The following is a 22,151-nucleotide window of genomic DNA, read 5'->3' on the forward strand; positions in this document are numbered from 1 at the left end:
CTGGGAAATCGTTGACCTCTACACAGGAGACGAAATATCCAGAAACTACACCGAAACCAGACCATCATTTGGCCAAGTCTACAACTACGAATCACCCAACCAACACGGCGCATTCAGCTACCTTTGGCGAACATCTGGCGTTGTCTTACCTGAAATTGTACAGATACCTAGCGCAACACAATTCGTAAACGGCTCAGTAGTTGCACTCGGAGCAGCCTATGGTGTAAACACAACTAGTGGAACCTTCACAAGAAATTCAACTGCGGTTTCAACAAGCTTTGGAACAGTTTGGGAAATGCTTGACGGCTACACAGAACAAACAGTCTGCTACATCGCCAACGTAACCCAAACCGAAAAACGAACAGGCGCCCCATCCGCAGGTGTAACAACAGGCGCTACTGGAACTGCAGTTTATGGCCAAGACGGAAGCATCCTAAGATACAACGTCGTAAACCTCGGCAGCACCGCAAGCCCACAATACTTCCTACAAGTCTGGAACACCTCAGCAGGAACCATGCCCTCTAGCCAACTTGGAACAGGCTTGTGGCAATGGAGACCAGCAGGCGGAACCTTCGGCGGTTCACCAGCATACTTAGGCACTCTTGCATACAACTACGTACATAACGGAGCTAACTTCTTCTCACTAAACGCATCAATCCCAAGCATCACAGGTACAGCTAACAACATCGCTAACCAAACAGCCAGCATACAAGTAGTCAAAGAAGGCGAATACGTCGTCCTCGTTGCCCAAGGATTCAACAACGGTACAAGCACAGTCCCTGGTTTCATCCTTACACTCAGCCTTAAACCAGGAGAAGAAGGTCGACAGATTTCACGCGTCGAATTCACACCCCCATCAACTGAAGGAGGCACCGAAGCAGCAACTCGCACCGGCGTCTACCCAGAAGAAGGCATAATAATCTTCCATAAAACCAAGACCCTGTCACGATACGGCTACAGCATGGACACAGGAAAATTAGTTTGGACAAGTGACCCTGAAGTACAATTCTCATACTACGGCATGTACTCAAACTACTACAACGGCACACTCCTAAGCTACGGCTACGGCGGAGTCATCACATGCTACGACATAAAAACAGGCAATGTTAACTGGATCTACTCAGCTGACAGCATCGGCACAGAATCCGCATACGGCGGAACCTACCCAATCGGCGTCGTCGTAATCGGAGACGGAAAACTATACACAGTCACAGGCGAACACTCACCCACACAACCCCTAATGCGAGGACCTAACCTACGCTGCCTTGATGCAGCTACAGGTGAAGAAGTCTGGAAGATCCTAGGATTCTTCGGCGGCATGTCCCCTACATCGTCCAACATAATCATGGCAGACGGCATCCTAGTCGGACTCAACTACTTCGACATGCAACTCTACGCATTCGGCAGAGGCCCAAGCGCAGTCACCGTCGACACACCAACCGTATCAACCCTAGGACACAAAGTCATGGTTACAGGCACAGTCACCGACCAATCCCCCGCAGGCGAACGCGACACCAACGACGTCATGGACACCCCACTCAAAGGCACACCAGCCATCTCAGACGCAGACATGCAAGCATGGATGGAATACCTATTCATGGAACAAGTCAAACCCGCAGACGCACAAGGCGTAACCGTAACCCTAAACGCAATCGACCCCAACGGCAACTACGTATCCATCGGCGAAACCACAAGCGACATAAACGGCAACTGGGGATGCTCATTCCAACCAGAAGTCCCAGGCGACTACCAAATCATCGCAAACTTCGCAGGCTCCAAAGCATACGGACCATCCCAATCAACAACATACCTAACCGTAGAAGACGCACCAACCGCAACATCAGCACCAACAAGCCCACCAGAATCAGTCGCAGACATGTACTTTGTCCCAGCAATCGCCATCCTAGCCATCCTAATCGTAGTAGTCGGCGGAGTCTTAGGATTCCTCCTCCTCAGAAAACGCCCATAAAAAGGGCCTTTTCCTTTTTCTTTTTTTATTTAGGCGTTAAATCAGTTCTCTAAGACGAAGAATACAAGAAGCTTCACAAAAGCATAATTCCCTAATTAATTCTGATTTCAGTATGGGGGATAGTACGGAACCCTCATACCAGTGGTAATATCACCCGCGCACATCCCCTTTTTGTTGGTAATATTTACTATTGCTCGATTACGTAGGTAGTCCGTTTTAGACTGACTAGTTGTTAAAAGACCATCCGAACTAAAGGGAAGTTACGGAAAGGCTGGAGGTGAATGTATGAAAAAAGTGGCAATAACTCTGGCATTAACTTTGGCTTTGCTTGCGGGGCTCTTCGTTACATTACCAGTTATGGCTGATCCGACAAATGGTCAAAAGGTTCCAGTTAGAATCACATGGTCAGAGGTTGGAAGAGCAGTTTTTGGCGATATCTTATACTCTGATGGACTATCTCATAGACCCATAACAAGAGAGTGGACCGTTGCCATTTACATCGATGGTGCTACGACACCTAGCATTACAGGAACCGCACACTCCGAGGGGTTAGTTCTTTGGGCTTATTCCAAGTTGGAAATGGCGAATTACAATGATTATTTTGAGCTATCATTCCCCGATGGTGGATTTGAAGGCAATGCACACTTTTTGCTCACTAACTATGATGCAACCACTAGAACGTATGATATCCGCATAAATGCGCTGTTCCAAGGTACCGGTATTTATGATGGACAAACGTTGAACGTAGGGAGAGACAAGGGCCCCGGTAGCTATGATTGGTTCGGCTATCTATTGAAACCGTAAACAACTCGCTTCAAATTATCTCCTTTTTTTGAGAAATAAAATACATCGGAGCAAAATAACTTGAGTCTCAATAGAATAACAATATTGCTTAACGCTTTGGGGTTTTCTATTATTGAGGCTAAAGTCTATATCTATGTAGCTAAGCTTGGCCCTTTGTCGAATGAAGAGCTAGCAAGTCAACTTGACGTTAAACCAATGGACCTTTGCCAAATTCTTGAAGAGCTCGTAAAAAGGGGGGTAATAACTCCTACTATTAAGAATGAACTTAGGTACACCGCCTTGCCCTTTGAAGAACTTATTGATAACATAATAAAAACAGAAATCAATCAAACTGAGGAAGTTAAAAAAAACCATCAAGAACTAATTTTGACCTGGAAAAAATTAACGCGGATTAACGAGTAGTAGCCTCAAGTGTGTTCCTCGAAAATGTTATCTATAAATTATGTCATAATTGATTTCTGTCAAAGGCACTAAACGTGGAAATTGTTTGAGCCAACAAAAAATCCTCAATACACTTCAAAATCTTGGTCTGTCGTCTCTTGACGCTGAGGTGTATTTGTTTTTGGGCAAGAAAGGACCCAAGAAGGCAAGCGAAATCGTCCAATCCCTCAATATTCCCAAACAGCAACTTTACACTATTTTAAAGGGTTTGCAAAGTAAAGGAATCGTTAACGCTACCCTTGAGCATCCAGCAAGGTTCTCCGCAGAACCCTTTGAGAAAGTACTAGACTTATTTGTAAAAGCAAGAATGGAAGAAGCACAACAATTACAGGGTAGCAAAAACCAGATACTAACAGATTGGCAATCAATTAAATTAGACGAAGATAAAGACAAACCATCAACGTTTAAAGTGCTTGAAGGCAACAACTACATTTACCCTAAACTTAAACAGATGACTGAAGAGGCACAAACTCAGCTTTCAATTGTATTCACTATTCCAGAACTGATAAGAATTTATCAAAGTGAAGCGCTCGATGAGTTGTTCACCAAAATATCTACATCATCAGTTAGCCTAAGAATTCTCACAGACATCTCATCTGAAAACTGTAAAATTGTCCACAAATTTTTTCATCAAAGACATAAAAATCTGGAAATAAGAGCACCTGACCTTGGATTAAAGCTTCCAAACTCTATGATTATTCGTGACGAAGCTGAGGTTGCTTTTATAATTGATTCAAACGAAAACCACCAGGACAAACAACATAATACTTGTCTTTGGACCAACTGTAAAACTCTTGTTCATTCATTTAATTCAGTTTTCGATAATTCATGGCATAATGCAGTCGAAATACAAAAAAAGTTAATGGAAATCAAGACAGGGAAACCGACAGCAAAGACCTGCGTTATTGCTGAAACGAAAATAGCCAAGGACCAATATGATCACGCTATGCGCAATGCTAAAAGAAAAATCATGATTATGACCTCCGCCAATGGGCTTATCGCCCTCAAAGAAAGTTTGCCAACCCTGAATGCATTAGTCTCCAAGGGAGTGTTGGTCAATGTTATGGCTCCTATTGTTAATGAAAATCTCGATGCTGCCCAACAATTGATGAAATATTGGGAGGTTAGGCATATACCAGAAGCATATTGTGGAGCAACAAGTATTGATGGGCAGTACTTCTTCCAATTCAAAAAGCCTGCTTCAACTTTGGGTGACACTAATCCGTTAGAATCCTTCAAAAACACCTTCTACACTGACGATGCTGAATATGCTGGAAAAATGGAGCAGATGCTTAGTAACATCTGGAATAGCGCCCAGCGCCCCTCGCTCATAGCGCTAAAATCATTAATTCACCCAATCCTTCCATTAAATCCCGTTGAGGATTACGTATTCACTCAACATCAAAATGAATTAAAAAAAATCGCAGGGTTCAATTATGTAGTTGAACCACAAAAGGGTGCAATAACTGAAAAAGAGATACAGGACCAAATCGCAACAGCCCATAGAACCCCTGCTAAGGACCCTAAAAAAGACATTGTCCGCTTATACGGTACGCAAGCTAATGCTGTTATTTATCCGCCAAAAAAACTCAATTTGCCGAACTTTATAATTTTCGTCTCACAAAATAACGGAAAATCATCATTTGGAATTGAGAACTCAATGCACATTTTTACGCAAGTAAAGATTGCCGAGGAGGAATCTTATTTTTCGGCAGTCTTTGTCACTGACAGCGCTCGAGGCTATAGATACCGAAAAGCTATGCAAAAAATCCGCGACCTAAATGAGGTAGCGCTTCTTTTAAAAAAGGATGAGTTAAACATCCAAATTCATGACAAAAAACTCGTTGCGGGTTGGAGTGTACCCATACCCTTGCTTGCACCAAAATATATTCTTCCACCTGCCTGTATAATCTTCGAAGGATACGGCGAAACAAAAACGTATTCGAGCAAAATGATTGGACCGGTTAATCCAATATTGACAAACGAGTTTAACATGACAGATGCGTTCGTTACTTTTATTCATCCGTCTTCCCACTATCATGGACCTGGCTCTGACGGAATCTTGCTTAAAGAAAGAATTATGACTGGATATCCGTCTGATTAAACAGGTGCATAAAATAATAGCTCACCAACTATAGCAGGCGACTTCCCTCTAATGCCAGAATCCTGATTGCCCGTTTTGCTATAAAATATGCAATCGGAACGGCATATAATGCGCTTGTTATATTGTAGATAATAAATGCAGGGACTAATCCCATAACATACGTAACTGGAATAACTCTGCCAAGAACAACCGGTAACAGAATTTGATAGAGGACAAAAAAATCGACGACAGGCATGATTGAGCCTCTAAATGCCACGGCGAATCCCGTCGAATAAATCGTTGCCTTTTTTTCACTTGCTGGGCGCGCCACAGCGGATTTGCGGGCCAGACACTTTTTTGCTGAATAAATACCAAAGACCATAAGAGGCACGACCAAAAGACCCATTGGATATACTACTATGCCGCCTGGTCCTACGGGGAAAAATATCACTTGACCTATGATTTGTATTGCTTCAACTAAGATGCCAATCTTAAAGCCGTAGAGGAGAAAGGCTATGATTACGGGTATATCAGATAAGGTATAGAACCATCCGGGCCAATAAAATGTCGGTATCCTGATGGCGTTTAACACTATAGCTAACGCAGCAAAGGTTGCTATTAATGCAATTGATTTTGCATTCATCTAAATTCTGGCTTTATATTTAATTAAACTTTATTTAAAATTATGCGAGATTTAAATTATGTTCCAAAAGCGTCAGTAAGTTGTTTTAAAAGGCTCGGCTAGCGCGCCACAAATCATTAAAAATTTGAGTTAATTTTCAAAATCATGGGTAGAGGTGGTGAGGCCGCTGGGATTTGAACCCAGGATCGCATGCGCCCCAGGCATGTATCCTAATCCATGCTAGACGACGGCCCCACGGTCATGGTTTCTGGGGGATTACGAACCACTGGAACGACTTATCAATATTTAAGTTTTCTGAAAAGACTAAGCCGTCTTTATCAGCCATCACAAGTCAAAACCTTACTCAACGGCATCCTCCTTAAGGGAGGCGGGGCTTTTTGAGGGAAAGAAAAATCAGCTTTTACGGAGCCGCATAACCATAATTGCTACTACAACAACTACAATTACAACTACTATAGCGGCTATAATGATAAGTAAATTGTTGTCAGCGTTTGCAGGCGTGTTTTGAGTTGGCTGAGTTGCTGTTGGGTTAGTTGACGGCGCAACAGTTGGTGTAGATGTTGAAGCTGTGGGTGTCGGGTTGTCGGTTTGTGGCTGGTAGGTTCCCAGTATTGTGCCGCCGGTGGTCACTGTGAAGTCAGCGTTTTTCTGGTTAAGAATCCCCGTGGTTGAAGCCCAAACAATTATGTTGTCAGCTGTCAAGTTTAACGGGGACATAAAGTTGTAACTGTGCATGGTACCTTCGTCCCAAATAAAAGAGACAGGTAACGCCCCCGCAGTGTAGTTGACTTGGTCAACTGTGAGCACTGTTCCATTGTATGAGTCAGCGCCTACCTGTGCGAAAGTAATAGTATATGAAGAGGTGAGGCGGGCGCAGAGGAGATTACCTGCGTCAATGTAAGTTATGATTGGGTTGCCTGTTGGGCTTAAAGCTAAGGATACTTGTCCGCTTTCATAGGGTGACTGAGCGGAGGCGACTGTTTGGGTTTCCCAACTCGAACCTGACCACTTGGCGTACTTCAATTCTGCGCTGCTAGCTCCAAGATAAGCTATACAGGGGTTGCCTTGGGAGTCCAGCACTAAATCAGCGTAAGAGTAGGCATTGGTGTCGACAACTTGAATGTTCCACTCAGTGCCAGTCCAAGTTGCGTATTTTAGGTCATTTTGGGTTGTGTCGCAGTAGGCGATGCAGGGGTTACCATTGTTGGTTAAAGCAAGGGAAACAAATCTGCCGACTTCACCCGTTGAATCCACTGTTTCAGTAGCCCAGGATGAACCGGTAAATTTTGCATATTTTAGATCTTTGTTAGTAAAATCCATGTAAGCGATATGTGGTTTGTCTGAATTGTCAAAAGCTAAAGAAGCAAATATACCTGTTGAACCCGCTGAATCAACGATTTTTGTAGTCCAGACGGGGTTAGCTTGCTTGGCGTATTTTAGGTCTGTAGCGCCACCGCAGTAAGCTATGCAGGGGTTGCCAGTGCTGTTTAGTGCAATAGAGGTAGTTTCAGCAAGAGCGTCAGCATCAACTATTTCACTACTCCAAGCTGCTCCGTCGAAGTTAACGTATACTAAATCGGTGTTAGTTTTGTCAAAGCAACTTATGTGAGGTAAATTATTGCTATCCAATGCTAGCGAAGTAAATCTGCCGATGTCACCTGAGGATAAAACTGTTTGTGTCTCCCAATCTGCACCGTTAAAGCTGGCGTACTTTAAGGCTGTATTAGCACTATCAAAATAGCTGACATGGGGGTAACCTTGACTGTCCAAAGCCAAAGAAGAATAGCCGCCTTCAGCGCCAACGGCATCTACAGTTTGAATCTTCCAAGCAACCGTCTCAGCCCCGCTCTGATCCACGACACTAAAAAAGGTAAATAATAACAAAACTAAAGCCAAACTTGCAAGAGCTTGCTTCTTCACAAGGACACCGCTGTATTGTTAAATCGTGGAGTTAAAAGACTTTTGCAGACCTTACGGGTGAATTAACCCCATAATCAAATGAATCGGCGATAAAACAGCCTATTTGGCTGCTAATATTCAAGCTATGCTGAAAACGATAGAGGGGGAGGGGCTGGGCGGGCATATTTGGATCCTATTAGAGGTTCTATGCAGAAACCTAAGGGGGGTAGTCACTATTGACGTAAAAACAACCCATTAAAATGTTGAAAATCAGCAGATATTCCCGCTAAAAATATGGTCTGACGGCAAGTCTGTTGCCAATGTGTTGTTGCTGATGTACAGTCACGCACACATTATACCCTCAATGTCCACCTCAAAGGATGGAGTGAACCGTTTTATGCAAGCTGCAAGTTTTACCGATAGGCAAGGCATGGAAATCTGCGAGAACGTCGGGCGCCTGCTCGTGGATGAACTTGACAAGCCAGAAATCTGGAGTCGCGTCGAAGCATTGGTAAAAAACTACCTTAAGAACAACCGTATAGACGAAGATGCAGCTGAATTGACCGAAAAGCTCGAGTGGTCGGTAAAGGTTAGGCTAAAAAGATAGATGCCAACTGTGGGGTGCTGGTTTTGGTTGATGAGAAAGACAAAGGACAATTTGTGATTGAAGAGAAAAAGAAGAAACGCGAAATAATCGAGGAAGCAAACCACAAAGTGGAGTTGCCCCCAGATGTGGGGGACCAAGAGAAGGAGGCGCTGCAGGAAACTGGGGAAGACGCCACCGAAGGCTGGTGACAACACGTTTAGGGTATGATTTCGGCTCCGTTGTACTTTAGGTAATCAAAATCCGCCAACGAAAGCTTACCTGACGCGATTAGCCGCCGTATTCGAGGCAACTCCGCCTCCACCGAAGCAACAAGTTCTCGAACAGTATGGCAAACCTTATCATACTCTTCATCGGGCCATCGTTTAACGATGTTAGTGTAGAGACAGCGTCCACCGCAAATCCCAAGCGTGGGGCACTCACAACAGGGTTTTTGATCCACAAACAGCTTCCTCAAACGCATCGGGTCAGCGTCTTTTATGTGACCAAGGTAATATTTTTTCATACCCCACATGGTTGGGCAAGGCAAGATGAACCCGTCAGTTTGAATAGAATAATTAATCCAGCCACTACCGCACCGCATCAAAGTGTTCTTTTCGTTATGTAGCAGGGATTCGGCGATGCCTAAGATGGGGTAGAGCTTTAGTACTTTGCCTTGTTGCTCCATTTGGTCCACCCAAAACCGCGTTAAGGCTTTTACGCCGGGGATGTAGCTGGTTTTTGTCCATTCCTCAAAGTTGCGGCGTTGATAATCGTTGCCCCAGAAACCCGCGTTAAGCTGCCAATGGATTGAGGTAAAGGGGAATTCGTTGTTTGAGAGGAGCCATTTGACCTGTTTTTCGATGTCTGTTTGCTCCATAATCGTCATGCGCGCGATTAATTCGCCGCGATAGCCGTTTTGTTTTATGAGCTTGAGGTTGTCGATGACTTTGCGAAAGATTCCTTTGCCGCGATAGTAATCGGTTAGGGCTTCTTCGCCGTCAATTGAGACCAAAAGCGTGTGGAAACGGTTAACGTATTTGGGTTCGAGTTTGTCAAGGAGCATCCCGTTGGTCTGCATCATGTAATGTTTGGGCGAGACTTTGTCCATGATTTGACGCAGCTTTTCAATCTGCATAAGGGGTTCGCCGCCATAGAAGGTTAAAACGCAATCAGGATCGCGGCGGCAAAAATTGTCCAGCAAACCTATGTCATAGTTGAGTTTGCGGGGGAGTTCATAGTCGATTTCTATGTCGTCTCCGAATTCTTCGTCGAAGTCATCGAGGCTTTCTCCGAAGCAGTATTTGCATTGAAGGTTGCAGTCGCTGGTGAGGATCACATGGAAGAACATGAACTCATATCAGGGGCGGTCTGGCTTAATAGTATTTTTCCGCGAGTTTTCGAGCTTCCTCGAATTCTTTGCTGTTTTCGGTTTTTGAAGGCTCCTCTTCAGGAGAGGCTTCTGTGTCGTCTTGAGGCTTCTGTTTAATTTTTTGGCTTTCTTTTTGCACCTTCTTTTGGGCATTTTCTATGTAGTTTTTGAGGTCTCGGTCCTTCATTGTTTTCTCAGACAAAGTTTCAGGTGCATAAATCAAGGGTAAAATGGCGATGAATAGGAAGACGCTTGCGAAAGAGAAGATTGTTCCTAAAGATATGCCCGATAATAGGGGTGTAAAGAATAGTTGGATAACGTATGATGATAGGAAGGGTAAGGCGCCTAAAAAGTAGAATTTGTCACTGTAATTGCCTTGAGCTAGGTCGCCCCAGAGGGTAAATAAGAAGAGTACGTTGAAAATTCCCCAAGTTATCCCATCGGTTATGGTGTATATTATGGTTCCGATGAAGGGGTACACGTCGCTGGTAAGCCCTACAACAGCGTAACCGATACCCAACATGACAAAGCCAATTATGGTTAAGCGTTTGCGCCCCCATCGGTCTGCGATGAATCCGCTGATAACAGCTGTTATTGCGACAATTACATATTCCCATGAAGAGAAAAAGTTGTAATTGCTTTCGGGGTTGCTAATTAGAATTGGGAGGGTCATGTAATTAATTAGAGTAATCATTAGCCAGGGGAAGAAATATAGCAGGAATGATTTGTTGCCGACAACGGTTTTGAAATGCACAGTCTTTTTTCCCGTGTAGGGTTGTTCTTGTCGGCGCATAAACAAGAAAATTATCAGGCCTATCACTTTTACAAGAGCTAAAGCTAAACAAGTTAAGATGAAATTGTCAAAAATTAGTAATGAGACAAGTGCAGAACTGACTCCGATTATTAGGAAGGTTAAGCCGCCGACTTTTGCGCGGTCTTCAGTTTCCACTAAACTCGAGTGGAATCCCATTGTCGCGGGCATGCCTATGCCGAAGTATAAACCGAAAATTAGGGAAACAAGGACTAATGAGTTTAAATCTAGTGCAGTAAAGGCTATTGGCGCAAGGGACAGAACTATACCCAAGCTTAGCCAAACGAAGAGGAAGCGTTGGCGACCCTTTAATTTGTCAACTATGAATGAACCGAGTAAGCTGGAAAGGATGATTGCGCTTAAGTTGACTCCGAAAACCAAAATTGTGTTGTTGGTTGCTAGGCTTAGGTTGGTAGCGTCTATTCCTTCAAGCCAACCTTTCAGGGCGTTAAATGCTATCAGGTACCAAATAAAGGCGCTAGCTAGTAGGATTACGTTACCTGCAGATAGCTTGAAGCTTTCTTTGGTTTTTCCGAACGGCATGTGGAACATCAGCTACAAGCATACTATTGGTTGAAGTCTTCAAATTAAGGGTTGAGAATTTAGAAACAATATTTTTGATATACAGAAAATCGCGTATGAATCATACCGAAAAATTTTAAAGCATACTAGTAGAACAATAATACAAGTTGGAGGAGAGTTAGAATGAAGGCAAACAACAAAGTAATCCGCACAGGCGGATGGTATTAAACCGTAAAATAGAGAAGAGGAGCTAAGAGCAAGTCTTCAAGTTCTTCTCTCATCTTTCCCTTTATTTTGACCAAGCTTTCTACACCCACCTTTGAGTTTGAGACCAAAAAATGATGCAGAGCATCCGCTTCGGGCGAATCAAGAACAGCATCAACAAATTTTTCATGCAACTCAGCAGTTAATGCGCCCTCTTTGAGCATAGGAAGCAGAATTGACCTTTTTTCGGGGTTTTGCAAGACATAGATCACGGGTAAAGGAAGACACTCGTTTTTTATTCGATGAGTAAATTCTTCAAAATCAAACAGGTCCAAGAATTCTTCAATTATAATGGAATTAACTCCGTAAATCCTGCCAAAGTTTCCCAAGTCATCAATAACCTCGGAATCGCCGTTGCCTAAGAGGGCACCGATTCTAAAAGCAAGTTCCGGCACCACCGCTTTTAACTTAATCACATCATGCACATCATTAGGCGTTAAATCTAAACGCCCCCGAAGACGAGTCTCTAAGGCTTCTGCGTTAGAAATCTCAAAAATTGCACCATTGGTTAACTCCAAGATTTTAGCGGATGAGTGCGGATTAATTGACCGCGAGGCTTCAATTAATTGCTTAACACCTTCCACTAACAAAATGTCTCCCGCCAATATCGTGGTGCCTACTCCGAATTTACCTAGAACAGTCTGCTTTGAACCCTTACTGAGCGATTGGTCAATCACGTCATCATGCAAATCAGCAGCTGCACTTATCAAAACGATAGCTTCCCCAAAGGGAGTCACTTTTGCCCCGTCGCCCCCAACAGCCTCACAAGACATAGAAATCAAAGCCGGAAAAACAGGCAATGCACCTTGAAGAGTTACTTCAGCGAAGTATCGTAGAGCTTGAGAAATGGCATAGTCGTCTCTAAATTGGGAGAGTATTTTTTTCTGGGTGTTTGCTAAGGCTTCATCGCCTCTTTGGTGGAAGCCTTTTTTGATTTCCATTAATTTGGAGTCGTCTGAAGACATCGGCTAAGCCCTCGTTAGCTTCAATAGATGTCGAGTTTGTATAAGTGCTTTTAGAAAACAAAATAATAAACAAAAAGTGTTAGTTGGTTGATAGATTACCGGTTAAGTGGAGCAGTACTTTTTTAGTACCAGCCGCCGGTTGCGGGTTTTGCTTGGACGATTCTTTTTGCATTCATGTTTTTCACCTCTTCTTGCAAGCTTACCTTAAATTTAAGATAGGTAATTGTTGAGCCAACCCAATATCGTGGCCACGTCAAGTCTTGTGTGGTAGGTAACTCCGTTGCAGTTGACGTTGCTAACAAAAGCGTTTACCGCAACTACAATTTCTTCTCCAGAGCTGTCGGTGTAGATTACTGGTCCGCCTGAGTCGCCAAAGGATATTCCGCCTTTATCTTGAGCCGAGTTAGCGGTTAATTTGAGATATAGATCGCTGCCTTGAAAGTTAGATGCAATTAATTGTGCCTGAGCACTGTTGCAGGAGAGACTTCCTATCCATGAGTCCATGACGCCGTTGTTTTTCGGGGTAACTTGGGTTTGGAATCCATAGCCGATTACGGTTAGGGCGGTTTTTTGAGGTAGCGTTTCTGTGAAACCAGCCGTGGGTAAGGTTGGAAATTCGGTTACGCCACTGACGGGTGTGTCCAGCAGAATTAAGCCTATGTCGCTGGTTGCGAATTCTTGGTTGCCGGATAAGGTTGGGAAGTAGCCTGGATAAGCCACGGGGGTGCCATCGTATATTGGCTCGTCTCCGTTGTAGCTAAGTGTGCCGTCGGGATTTAAGGCGAAGTTAATGGGTCCTTTGTCGAAGCAGACGCTAACAGCTGCTGCGCCAAGTAAACTGTGGCCTGCTGTAACCATTACGTTGTGAGAAATCAAAAAGCCAGTTGAGTAACTGATGGGTTGCGTTTTTGCGGCGTCGCTGAAGGCAACAACGATGCCGACGTAGGGTGTGGAGTCGGGGTTGTAGTTGCCAGTTATTGCGGTGGCTACGCCTGTGAATAAACCTATAATCATGGCGAGTGAAATAAGGAGCACAGTTGCTACTACATGGTTTTTTGGTATTCGGTATCCCCTCTACTAGAATATGATGTCGTGTATCTTCATATATAAACATGTTTAGTTTGCAACCAACCAACCCGACTGTTTAACAAAACTACATACACAGACAAGCAAAAGTCTTAATAGCACAGGCTCGACTCAGAAGGCTTATGAGCCAAACCAAGCAACTCGAGCAAAAATGGCAGCAACGATGGGAAAACGCCCATCTCTTCGAAGCCGACCCCGACCTCAACCGCGAAAAAAAGATGGTTACCTTCCCTTTTCCCTACATGAACGGCCCCCTTCATGTCGGACACACCTTCACCGCGTCACGTGTGGATGCGTATGCACGGTTTAAGCGAATGCAGGGCTACAATGTGCTGTGGCCTTGGGCGTGGCATTGGACCGGTCAGCCGCTGCTTGGAGCTTCCCAAAGAGTCGCAAGGGGCGATGCGGCGTTCATTAAAGTGCTCCGAGAAGTCGACGGCGTCCCCGAAGCGGCGCTGGAGAGGTTTGTTGATCCTCATTTTATGGCTCAATATTACACTGACGAAGGCCGCAAAGCCGCCAAAAGCATAGGTTTTAGTGTTGATTGGCGTCGCGAATTCACTACAATAACGCCCACTTTTGAAAAGTTTATCGAGTGGCAATACAAGAACCTCAAAGAAAAAGGCTACGTCACCCGCGGCACCCACCCAGTGGTTTGGTGCCCCAAAGACCAATCCCCCACCGGCGACCATGACCGCCAAGTCGGCGAAGGCGTCACACCCGAAGAATACACCCTTATCAAATACCGCTTACCAGACGGCACCGTCTTGCCCGCGGCAACTTTTCGTCCTGAAACAATTTATGGCATCACTAACATGTGGCTAAACCCCGACGCCACCTATGTTGAAGCAGACGTAAACGGGGAAACATGGATTATTAGCCAAGAAGCCGCAGAGAAACTCAAGGAACAAGAACGCAAGGTCACGGTGAAACGCAGCTTCCAAGGAAGGGAACTTATCGGCAAAACGTTTGAGAATCCTGTAACGGGGCTAAAGTTTCCGATTTTGCCCGGTTGGTTTGTGGATTCTAAAACAGCTACAGGCGTAGTTTACAGTGTCCCCGCTCATGCGCCCTTTGACTGGCTGGCGCTAAGAGATTTACAGCAAAAACCCGAAGTGCTCACCCAATTCGGCATCGACCCCGCCATGGTACAGGCAATCAAACCCATATCTATCATCAAAATGGAGGGCTTTGGCGAATTCCCCGCGGTGGAGATTGCTGACCAGATGGGCTTGAAAGACCAAAACGACCCCAAAGCCGACGAAGCCACCAAAGAACTCTACAAAAAAGAGTTCCACGGCGGCATCCTCAAACCTAACTGCGGCCCATACGCTGGCAAATCAATTCGGGAAGCCAAAGACATACTCATAGCCGACTTCAAAAAGCAAGGCGCCGCCGACTCCATGTATGACCTCTCAGAGCAAGTAGTATGCCGCTGCATGACGCCCTGCCTTGTCAAGATTCTCTCAGACCAGTGGTTCCTCGATTACTCTGAACCAAAATGGAAAGAACTAGCACACCAACTCATTGAACAACTCACCATCTACCCCGACTCCGCTAAGCCATGGTTTAACACGGTTATTGATTGGCTACGAGAGTGGGCTTGCGCACGCACGACTGGCTTTGGCACCCCGCTACCGTGGGGGAAAGGCTGGATAATCGAGACGCTAAGCGACTCTACAGTCTACATGGCATTCTACACCGTAAACAAACACATCAAACAAAACAACATCCCACCCGAAGCCTTAACGCCTGAGGTGTTTGATTTTCTCTTTTACGGCAAAGGCACCGCGGCAGAACTCGAGAAAGCCGTCGGCATCAAAACGGACCTGCTAAACGTGATGCGTAGCGAGTTCCTCTACTGGTATCCATTAGACTTCCGCAACAGCGCCAAAGAACTCGTCCCCAACCACCTCAGCTTCTGCATCTTCCACCACGCCGCGCTTTTCCCACCTGAACATTGGCCCAAAGCCATCGGCGTCAACGGCATGCTCATGGTTGAAGGACAAGGGATGCATAAAAGCAAAGGCAACTTCATCACCATGAAAGGCGCCGTCGAAAAATACGGAGCCGACGCCACCCGATGCGGCTTGCTCTTGGGCGCAGAGGGCATGGATGACCCTGACTGGCGAGCCGAAAACATCAACGACCTCAAAACCAAATTTGAAGCTGTAATGGGTTTCGCAGGCGGCATCATTGCTTCCGCTAAAAAGGATGAAGATACGCCTTTGGAGCGGTGGCTAATAAGCAAAATGCAGAGCCGCATCCGAGACGTCACCGCAAGCCTTGAGGAACTTAAAACGCGGACTGCTTTGCAAACGGCGTTGTTTGAGGTTTGGAATGACCTGCGCTGGTACATTCAACGTAAAGGCAACACCGAAGCCAAAGCCTTAGCCGAGGCAGTTAAAGACTGGCTTAAGATGCTGGCACCCTTTGCGCCGTTCATGTGTGAGGAGCTCTGGAGTCAGACTGGTGAGGAGGGCTTTATCAGCGTTGCCAAATGGCCCGTCTATGATGCTACGAAGGTTAATGTGGCTGCGTTGGAGCAGGAGAACCTCGTAACCGACGTCATGGATGACACTAACAACATCTTAAAAGCCATGAAAATCGCGCCCAAACGCATCTGCTACTACACAGCGGCGCCTTGGAAGTGGCAGGTCTACATTAAAGTGCTTGAAAAAACCGCTGCGGGCAACCCCAACATCGGCGAACTCATGAAACTCTTTGCCTCCGACCCAACACTAAAACCCCACATGAAAGACATCAGCGGTATGGTGCCTCGCATTATCAAAGCCTTAACCAAAGTTTCAGGCGACCGTAAAGCTAACATGATAAAAATCGGCGTCACAGACGAAAAAGCCATCCTTGACTCCGCCGCCACGTTCCTACATGACCGCTTCAACGCCCAAGTCACCGTCTACACCGAAGAGGACCAGCAACGTTTCGACCCCAAAAACCGCGCCGCCATGGCAGCACCCTATCAACCCGCAATATACATCGAATAAAAAGACGTGGGCAGTACCTCTCAAACCTACCCCCCTCCCTTATTTGTAGTCTCAAAAGTGCAGAAGGGCAAAGTGATGGGTAGGTACTTCTGGGCAGGGAGACTTCTATTCATGCAAGTGTAAACAGATGCTTTTAGGTTCTAGGCGTTTGCTCTGCTTTTGAAGCATTGGTTAAATTAGGGGGTTAATTTTCAGCAGGCCGCTTATCATGAGGCTTAGCGTGAAGATTATGGCGACGATGACGAAGTCTCGGGCCAAGATTTCGCCGAGTTTGAAGAGTCGTTTGGAGTCGGCGGTTTCGGGTTGGAAGAGGGTTTTGCGTTTTTGGATGAGGCGCAGGGTGAGGAAGATTGCGAGTCCGCCTAATGCTGCGTAGTAGATGAGGGGCAAACTGAAAAGATAGCCGACAAGCACCATCAGGGGCAGCATAATGTAGCCCATGGCAACTGTGAAGAGCAAACCACGTTTGAACCCAAGGATTATGGGTACGGTGCGGGAGCCGCTGCCTAAGTCGGAGGCGTAGTCGGCGAGGTCTTCCCAGAGGCTGTTAATTGCGGTGGTGACGCCGATAAGCAAGGTGAGCACGACGATGTTTAGGCTAAACACGTTAAGGAAAGCCGCTACTATCATGATGGGGACGGCGCCGACGGTGAAGTTGACTATGGGTTTGTAGGGGGTTTTGCGAAGTCTGAAGGGCGGCACCGAGTAGAGGACGCCAAAGAGGATGCCTACGCCCACAAAGAGCACCACATAGGGCATCAACGTCAACGCACCCAACGCCAGAGATAGGGCTGTGAAGCCAAGCGTGATGAGTAAGCCGAATCTGCCCAGCTTCCTTGTGAACCTTGCCCTGTTCGGGTCCGAGAGCACATCCAAATCGACGTCGCAGAGGTTGTTCATGGCGTCGACGGCGCTCCAGATGCAAAACACTATCCCGCCAAGAAAGAGGGCTTGAGGCCAAGCTGCGGCGCCTCCGGCAAGGAAGGTAGCGCCAACCACGATCATAAAGAGCATTAATCCGCGTTCCACGGATATGAACTGGGCAAAGCCCTTCAAATCTTCAAACATAGGGTCAGAAGCAAAATGACCATTCTTAAGGTTTCCCCACAATAATACTTAATTTTGCCTGAAAAAACGTATGCAACATCAAAAGGGATGCATGCTTTACAAAACGCAAGCAAAGGTTTTTTAGTTGATTTCTGCGGTTTCTTCGCGGTTCTTTAGTTTTTCTTCGAGCAGAATCAACAGTTCCTGTGGCTTAACAGGTTTGACAAGGTAGGCGTCTGCGCCTTCATCAAGGGCTTTTACTCCTGTTTCCAGCGAGGGAAAACCCGTAATCATGATTTTTACGGTGTGCTGTAGGGGTATCTTGAGTTTAGCCAACAAATCGGTGCCATCCATGTCGGGCAGACGAATATCGACTAGTGCGAGGTCATAGTGGCGAATCTCGGTTTTCTCAATCGCTTCTTTGCCGGTCTCAGCAGTATCAATTTCATAACCGCTTTTCTGTAAAATCCGCGTAAATGTTCTAAGGATAGATTTGTCATCGTCAACAACGAGTATGTTCTTTTTAGATGATGCCACCTTTCATTACCTCAATTACCACGGCTTTTTGTTTCTTCAAAAGCCGCCTGCCGCATTGTCTTTGAACTTCAACCAAACCAGAAATTTGATTTGGACACAAAGACTTTTTCCCGTTGCCTTCGGGCATTTCTAAAGATGTTTTTCGAGATTAATAAACGCTGTCCTCTTTGAGGTTTCTGCTTAAAAATTTATCGTTTTTCTGCAGTTTTTGCATCAGTGTTGCTGTGCAGGGTATGTACATAAGGCATATAAAAGTCTGAAACGCTTGGGATATTCTAGGTTTTGAGGCTCGACATGAGTCAACCTGTTTTTTATAAAATCAACCCTGAAGTTCCACCCAGCTACTACGAGAAACTATTCGACTTCATATACACCCAGTATCTGGTCCCCCAAAAGCAGCGTTTCACAAACATTACAAGAGAATCCAGCAACCAACTCAACCTGCTCTCCTACATAGTCACCGACGAGGAAGGCAGATACCTCATGCATGTGGAAGTCACAAGCGGCACCCCCTTCGAGCTAAAAATCACGCCTCTTGACGCCTCGGTATCTCAAACATCTATCGAAGAAGCAAAACAGGACATACTCATCGCGACACAGATTTTTTCACAAAACTCCAAAAGCGCCACAGTCTATTTTTCTTGGCGTGAAGGCGAAGAAATCGCTCCCGAAGTCTACACAAAACCCGAAAAATCGTTTAACAGGTTTTTCCTCGAAACGCAAATCATGTTTTTTGTGGTCTTCATCGTTTTCGGCATGGCAATATTCATCACCATAGCCAGCTTTTACCCCGACGGTTTCTGGATTGCACCGCTTGTCCTTATCGGCATACAGTTCGGATTCGTCTTCTTCGCCAACCGATTCATCGGTCGCTCAGCTGAATGGCACATCACAAAAAATAATCCAACCATCCATTTCTTAGAGTACTATTTGCCAGTAGGCGAAAAAGACGATTTCAACAAAACCTACCCCAAAGAAACCCTCATAGCCATAAAAAAAGACATCTATGAGCAAGTCATCGCGAAGAAGGGCGAAATTGACCTTGAAGAAGCCAAAGCGGTGTTTCTAAAGCATGGCGTGCCCTGTGAGATGGGCAATCTTAAAGCCAAAAAAGTCAACGTGTACAACATAGTAAAGGGCATTGCGGACAGGTTCAAGTTTCCGATGCCTGAAGTGGTGGTTTCAAACACGTTGGTGCCAAACGCGGCGGCGTCGGGTCCCAGCCCCAAACGGGGGTTAGTGCTTATAACCACGGGGCTTTTGGTTCAGCTAGATGAAGATGAGATACGTAGCGTGCTGGGGCATGAGTTTGGACATCTGCGCGGACGCGACCCCCTTATCTTATACGGCTTGGTCTCCGCTGAGTTCCTCTTCCGATTCTACGTCTTGTTCCCACTGTTGCCCATCATCTTCTCCACATTTCTGTTCTTTGTCTACTTCTGGGCCATAATGGTGGTCATCTTTTTCATAGCTAAATTCTTTGAAGCCCGTGCCGACCTCGTCTCCGCCATGATGATAGGCACGCCACAGATTCTGGCGGGGTCACTGGAAAAAATCGGGTTCCAACGGCTCCTTTATGAGCGGACGCCGTCATTTCGCATCCAAGAATGGCTCGGGCTAGACCCGCATCCGCCCATCTACTTCCGCGTGGACAGATTGGAGAAACTATCGCCTCAGGACATCAAGCATCCCCTGCTGCAATCTATAATTGATGTGACCCGCGGCTTTATTGCGACGCTGAGAAGCTAAATCGGGTTCGCGAAAGCCTTATCCACCACTTTTTTATTATTTTCCCGCAGAATTCTTTGAGGTTTCCAGCCATGAGTTATACCGTGCAGTTGATTACTCCTCAAGAGAAAGAGGCACTCTTTGAAGCTTACAAAACTAAACTACTCTACACCAGCAAAGCCGACATTTACGGATGCTGCATAAAAATCCTAACCGACTCAGAGGATACCAAAAACAAGTGGGAAGACAACTTTTTCACCGCTAACGAGAACAACCGTTCCCATGGTCGCCTAGTCGTTGTCTCCGAGCAGGGGCAGCCCCTAACCGTGAAGTATGACCCGTACACGAAAACGGCGTTTCTCATCAACGTGGACTATTATGGTTGGGTAAAAAGCATAGCTTTAGCCGTTACAGGCGACATACTAGAAGATGAGCACCACATTTATTCCGTGCATGGGGCAGCGATTGACCTTGGTTGCCTTGGCGTTTCGATTATTGCGCCGTCAGGCACAGGCAAAACCACTCATTCTTGGGGGCTACTCAGGATTCAAACGGCGCGGTTAGTTTCTGATGACTGGTACTTTGTGCGGTTAAGCAACCGTGAACCCCTCGCATTTGGCAGCGAAAAAAACACTTACATCCAAGCCGACATAGGCAAAATCTGGAACGAATACGAACGCCTCATCGACAAGGCACAGTTTGATAACCGAGGAAGAGCGATTGTGAATGTGCGTTGGATTGTGGGCAGCGGAGGCGTAATTCCCCTCACAACTATTAACAAAATCATAATGCTCAAACGTGACCCCGCCGACAAAAACGTCGTCACAGAGCTAACCGTAGAAGAAGCCCTCAACTATCTGTTAGCGCACAACTTCTGCAACCCTCACCAACTGGTTAAGGACGAGCGCAAGATTGAGTTGCGGACAAACTTCTTTAAGCGGCTGTTTGAGCAAAGCGACATTTACTTAGTGAACACGACGGGGACACCGCAGAGTACGCAAGAAGTAATCCGCGGGTTGCTTGGGGTAAAACAATAGTTATAAGGGAATAATGCAAATAAAGACACGATTTAGCACTAACTTAGAGGCAGCTAATTTGAAGTTGATTTACGTTGCAATCGACGGCATGGGTGATTTACCCGTCAAAGCTTTAGGTAACAAAACACCCCTTGAAACAGCCCCAACCCCCAACCTTGATATGCTTGCCGCAAGCGGCGAAACTGGCTTAATGTACACTGTGGGCAGAGGCATAGCTCCTGAGAGCGACGCCGCCGTCATCTCTCTTTTAGGCTATGACCCCTTCAAATACAGCACTGGCCGAGGCGTAATCGAAGTCGCAGGCGCAGGCTTAGACATGAAAGACGGCGACTTAGCTGTGCGATGCAACTTCGCTACCTTAGGAGAGGACAAAAAAATCCTTGACCGACGCGCAGGCCGCAACTTAACCAACGCGGAAGCCACCGAACTTAGCCGCGTCGTCAACCAACAACTCAAACTAACTTCTTACCCAGCCACATTCCAATTCAAAAACACACTGGGCCACCGAGCCATACTACTAATTAAAAGCAAAGCCGAGCCACTATCTAGCCACATAACAAACAGCGACCCCGCATACACAGTAATTAACGGCATCGGCGTAGCCCTCAAAGACCCTCCGATGGTGCTTAAAACCTGTGAACCAACCGACGGCACCCAAGCCGCCAAAGTCTCCGCAGGCTTAGTTAACGAGTTCATAGAAAAGTCTCATCAGCTTTGGGAGAACAAACCCGTCAACATCAAACGCACAGAGGAAGGCAAACTAAAAGCAAACGCAGTGATAACCCGCGATGCAGGTCACCTGCTGCCAAGGTTCTTTAACATTAATGAGCGGTACGGAGTAAAATTTGCCTGCCTAGCAGACATGCAAACCGAAAGCGGCATAGCCAAACTGGCAGGGATGCAGGCGTCACTTCTTCCACCCCCCTCAGGCAACCTGCAGCATGACATGGAACTCCGCGTCAAAGCCCTCCTTGAAGCCCTACCCAAATTTGACTGCTTCTACATTCACCTCAAAGGCCCCGACGAACCAGGTCACGACGGGAACTGCCAACTAAAAACCGACATCCTCGCAGCCATAGACAAATACTTCTTTGGCCCACTCCTGCAGCACATCTCACTCAAAGACACAGTAATCTGCGTCACCGCCGACCACGCCACCCCATGCGAACTCAAAAACCACAGCGACACCCCCGTCCCACTGCTAATTTCAGGCACCAAAACAGGCGGCAAAGGCAAATTCTCTGAGCGGGAATGCGCCAAAGGCAACCTCGGCACACTGGAACACGCCTACGAATTAATGCCCAAACTCATGACAATACTCAAAAAATAATGCGCCCTCTTTCTTTTTGGGCAAT

The 22,151-nt window shown here is 46.1% G+C and carries 19 protein-coding genes and 1 tRNA gene; 10 read left to right on the top strand and 10 right to left on the bottom strand.

Annotated elements, in window-relative coordinates:
• From NWE92_06740 to NWE92_06755, 4 genes are all read left to right on the top strand, one after another.
• On the top strand, positions 1-1,969 hold a 1,969-nt coding region (locus tag NWE92_06740), incomplete at its 5' end, for a PQQ-binding-like beta-propeller repeat protein (GenBank protein ID MCW4029327.1).
• Between the two features lie 285 nt (positions 1,970-2,254).
• Complete coding sequence (locus NWE92_06745; GenBank protein ID MCW4029328.1) at positions 2,255-2,773, top strand: hypothetical protein; 519 nt, start codon at positions 2,255-2,257, stop codon at positions 2,771-2,773.
• A gap of 60 nt (positions 2,774-2,833) precedes the next feature.
• Positions 2,834-3,175 carry a hypothetical protein gene (locus NWE92_06750; GenBank protein ID MCW4029329.1) on the top strand — a complete coding sequence of 114 codons (342 nt, stop codon included), beginning with the start codon at positions 2,834-2,836 and terminating at the stop codon, positions 3,173-3,175.
• An 85-nt stretch (positions 3,176-3,260) separates the two neighbouring features.
• The gene (locus NWE92_06755) at positions 3,261-5,318 is read left to right on the top strand and encodes a hypothetical protein (GenBank protein MCW4029330.1); all 2,058 of its coding nucleotides are present in this window, start codon (positions 3,261-3,263) and stop codon (positions 5,316-5,318) included.
• 28 nt (positions 5,319-5,346) lie between these two features.
• Here NWE92_06755 and NWE92_06760 read toward each other — a convergent pair whose 3' ends face one another.
• From NWE92_06760 to NWE92_06770, 3 genes are all read right to left on the bottom strand, one after another.
• Complete coding sequence (locus NWE92_06760) at positions 5,347-5,940, bottom strand: hypothetical protein (GenBank protein ID MCW4029331.1); 594 nt, start codon at positions 5,938-5,940, stop codon at positions 5,347-5,349.
• A gap of 155 nt (positions 5,941-6,095) precedes the next feature.
• Positions 6,096-6,174 (bottom strand) — tRNA-Pro (locus tag NWE92_06765).
• Between the two features lie 159 nt (positions 6,175-6,333).
• Positions 6,334-7,860, bottom strand: coding sequence for a hypothetical protein (locus NWE92_06770; protein MCW4029332.1), 1,527 nt, complete (start codon positions 7,858-7,860; stop codon positions 6,334-6,336).
• A gap of 313 nt (positions 7,861-8,173) precedes the next feature.
• On the opposite strand from NWE92_06770, the gene NWE92_06775 reads away from it, so the two are divergent.
• Together NWE92_06775 and NWE92_06780 are read left to right on the top strand one after the other, a co-directional pair.
• A complete protein-coding gene (locus tag NWE92_06775) occupies positions 8,174-8,446 on the top strand; it encodes a hypothetical protein (GenBank protein ID MCW4029333.1) in 273 nt (90 codons plus the stop codon).
• A gap of 23 nt (positions 8,447-8,469) precedes the next feature.
• The gene (locus tag NWE92_06780; GenBank protein MCW4029334.1) at positions 8,470-8,634 is read left to right on the top strand and encodes a hypothetical protein; all 165 of its coding nucleotides are present in this window, start codon (positions 8,470-8,472) and stop codon (positions 8,632-8,634) included.
• A gap of 8 nt (positions 8,635-8,642) precedes the next feature.
• On the opposite strand, the gene NWE92_06785 is transcribed toward NWE92_06780, so the two are convergent.
• The 4 genes from NWE92_06785 to NWE92_06800 all read right to left on the bottom strand — a co-directional run bounded on the left by NWE92_06785 (position 8,643) and on the right by NWE92_06800 (position 13,370).
• Positions 8,643-9,773, bottom strand: a complete 1,131-nt coding sequence (locus tag NWE92_06785; GenBank protein MCW4029335.1) for a TIGR04084 family radical SAM/SPASM domain-containing protein — start codon at positions 9,771-9,773, stop codon at positions 8,643-8,645.
• 25 nt (positions 9,774-9,798) lie between these two features.
• A complete protein-coding gene (locus NWE92_06790; GenBank protein ID MCW4029336.1) occupies positions 9,799-11,148 on the bottom strand; it encodes a hypothetical protein in 1,350 nt (449 codons plus the stop codon).
• 203 nt (positions 11,149-11,351) lie between these two features.
• A complete protein-coding gene (locus tag NWE92_06795; GenBank protein ID MCW4029337.1) occupies positions 11,352-12,332 on the bottom strand; it encodes a polyprenyl synthetase family protein in 981 nt (326 codons plus the stop codon).
• Between the two features lie 234 nt (positions 12,333-12,566).
• Positions 12,567-13,370 (bottom strand): S1 family peptidase, encoded by an 804-nt coding sequence (locus tag NWE92_06800; protein ID MCW4029338.1) that lies wholly within the window; start codon positions 13,368-13,370, stop codon positions 12,567-12,569.
• A gap of 194 nt (positions 13,371-13,564) precedes the next feature.
• On the opposite strand from NWE92_06800, the gene leuS reads away from it, so the two are divergent.
• Positions 13,565-16,447 carry a leucine--tRNA ligase gene (gene leuS / locus NWE92_06805; protein MCW4029339.1) on the top strand — a complete coding sequence of 961 codons (2,883 nt, stop codon included), beginning with the start codon at positions 13,565-13,567 and terminating at the stop codon, positions 16,445-16,447.
• A gap of 171 nt (positions 16,448-16,618) precedes the next feature.
• Here the strand turns inward: leuS and NWE92_06810 are convergent, their stop codons facing one another.
• The 3 genes from NWE92_06810 to NWE92_06820 form a co-directional block, all read right to left on the bottom strand.
• Positions 16,619-17,515, bottom strand: a complete 897-nt coding sequence (locus NWE92_06810; protein ID MCW4029340.1) for a UbiA family prenyltransferase — start codon at positions 17,513-17,515, stop codon at positions 16,619-16,621.
• Between the two features lie 120 nt (positions 17,516-17,635).
• Positions 17,636-18,031, bottom strand: coding sequence for a response regulator (locus NWE92_06815; protein ID MCW4029341.1), 396 nt, complete (start codon positions 18,029-18,031; stop codon positions 17,636-17,638).
• Complete coding sequence (locus NWE92_06820) at positions 18,018-18,158, bottom strand: hypothetical protein (protein MCW4029342.1); 141 nt, start codon at positions 18,156-18,158, stop codon at positions 18,018-18,020. Before NWE92_06820 ends, NWE92_06815 begins: the two co-directional genes overlap by 14 nt.
• A 167-nt stretch (positions 18,159-18,325) precedes the next feature.
• On the opposite strand from NWE92_06820, the gene NWE92_06825 reads away from it, so the two are divergent.
• The 3 genes from NWE92_06825 to NWE92_06835 all read left to right on the top strand — a co-directional run bounded on the left by NWE92_06825 (position 18,326) and on the right by NWE92_06835 (position 22,126).
• Complete coding sequence (locus NWE92_06825) at positions 18,326-19,780, top strand: M56 family metallopeptidase (protein ID MCW4029343.1); 1,455 nt, start codon at positions 18,326-18,328, stop codon at positions 19,778-19,780.
• 71 nt (positions 19,781-19,851) lie between these two features.
• Complete coding sequence (locus tag NWE92_06830; protein ID MCW4029344.1) at positions 19,852-20,796, top strand: hypothetical protein; 945 nt, start codon at positions 19,852-19,854, stop codon at positions 20,794-20,796.
• Between the two features lie 58 nt (positions 20,797-20,854).
• A complete protein-coding gene (locus NWE92_06835; GenBank protein MCW4029345.1) occupies positions 20,855-22,126 on the top strand; it encodes an alkaline phosphatase family protein in 1,272 nt (423 codons plus the stop codon).
• Positions 22,127-22,151 lie beyond the last annotated feature (25 nt).

The organism is Candidatus Bathyarchaeota archaeon (assembly GCA_026014745.1).
In the GTDB taxonomy this organism is placed as follows: domain Archaea; phylum Thermoproteota; class Bathyarchaeia; order Bathyarchaeales; family Bathycorpusculaceae; genus Bathycorpusculum.

What these genes read in the sequence shown, in the direction of transcription:
- NWE92_06745 (MCW4029328.1), top strand. Translation starts at nt 2,255, where the DNA reads ATGAAAAAAGTGGCAATAACTCTGGCATTAACTTTGGCTTTGCTTGCG.
- NWE92_06760 (MCW4029331.1), bottom strand. Translation starts at nt 5,940, where the DNA reads ATGAATGCAAAATCAATTGCATTAATAGCAACCTTTGCTGCGTTAGCT.
- NWE92_06775 (MCW4029333.1), top strand. Translation starts at nt 8,174, where the DNA reads ATGTACAGTCACGCACACATTATACCCTCAATGTCCACCTCAAAGGAT.
- NWE92_06785 (MCW4029335.1), bottom strand. Translation starts at nt 9,773, where the DNA reads ATGTTCTTCCATGTGATCCTCACCAGCGACTGCAACCTTCAATGCAAA.
- NWE92_06790 (MCW4029336.1), bottom strand. Translation starts at nt 11,148, where the DNA reads ATGCCGTTCGGAAAAACCAAAGAAAGCTTCAAGCTATCTGCAGGTAAC.
- NWE92_06795 (MCW4029337.1), bottom strand. Translation starts at nt 12,332, where the DNA reads ATGGAAATCAAAAAAGGCTTCCACCAAAGAGGCGATGAAGCCTTAGCA.
- NWE92_06800 (MCW4029338.1), bottom strand. Translation starts at nt 13,370, where the DNA reads ATGATTATAGGTTTATTCACAGGCGTAGCCACCGCAATAACTGGCAAC.
- leuS (MCW4029339.1), top strand. Translation starts at nt 13,565, where the DNA reads ATGAGCCAAACCAAGCAACTCGAGCAAAAATGGCAGCAACGATGGGAA.
- NWE92_06810 (MCW4029340.1), bottom strand. Translation starts at nt 17,515, where the DNA reads ATGTTTGAAGATTTGAAGGGCTTTGCCCAGTTCATATCCGTGGAACGC.
- NWE92_06820 (MCW4029342.1), bottom strand. Translation starts at nt 18,158, where the DNA reads ATGCCCGAAGGCAACGGGAAAAAGTCTTTGTGTCCAAATCAAATTTCT.
- NWE92_06825 (MCW4029343.1), top strand. Translation starts at nt 18,326, where the DNA reads ATGAGTCAACCTGTTTTTTATAAAATCAACCCTGAAGTTCCACCCAGC.
- NWE92_06830 (MCW4029344.1), top strand. Translation starts at nt 19,852, where the DNA reads ATGAGTTATACCGTGCAGTTGATTACTCCTCAAGAGAAAGAGGCACTC.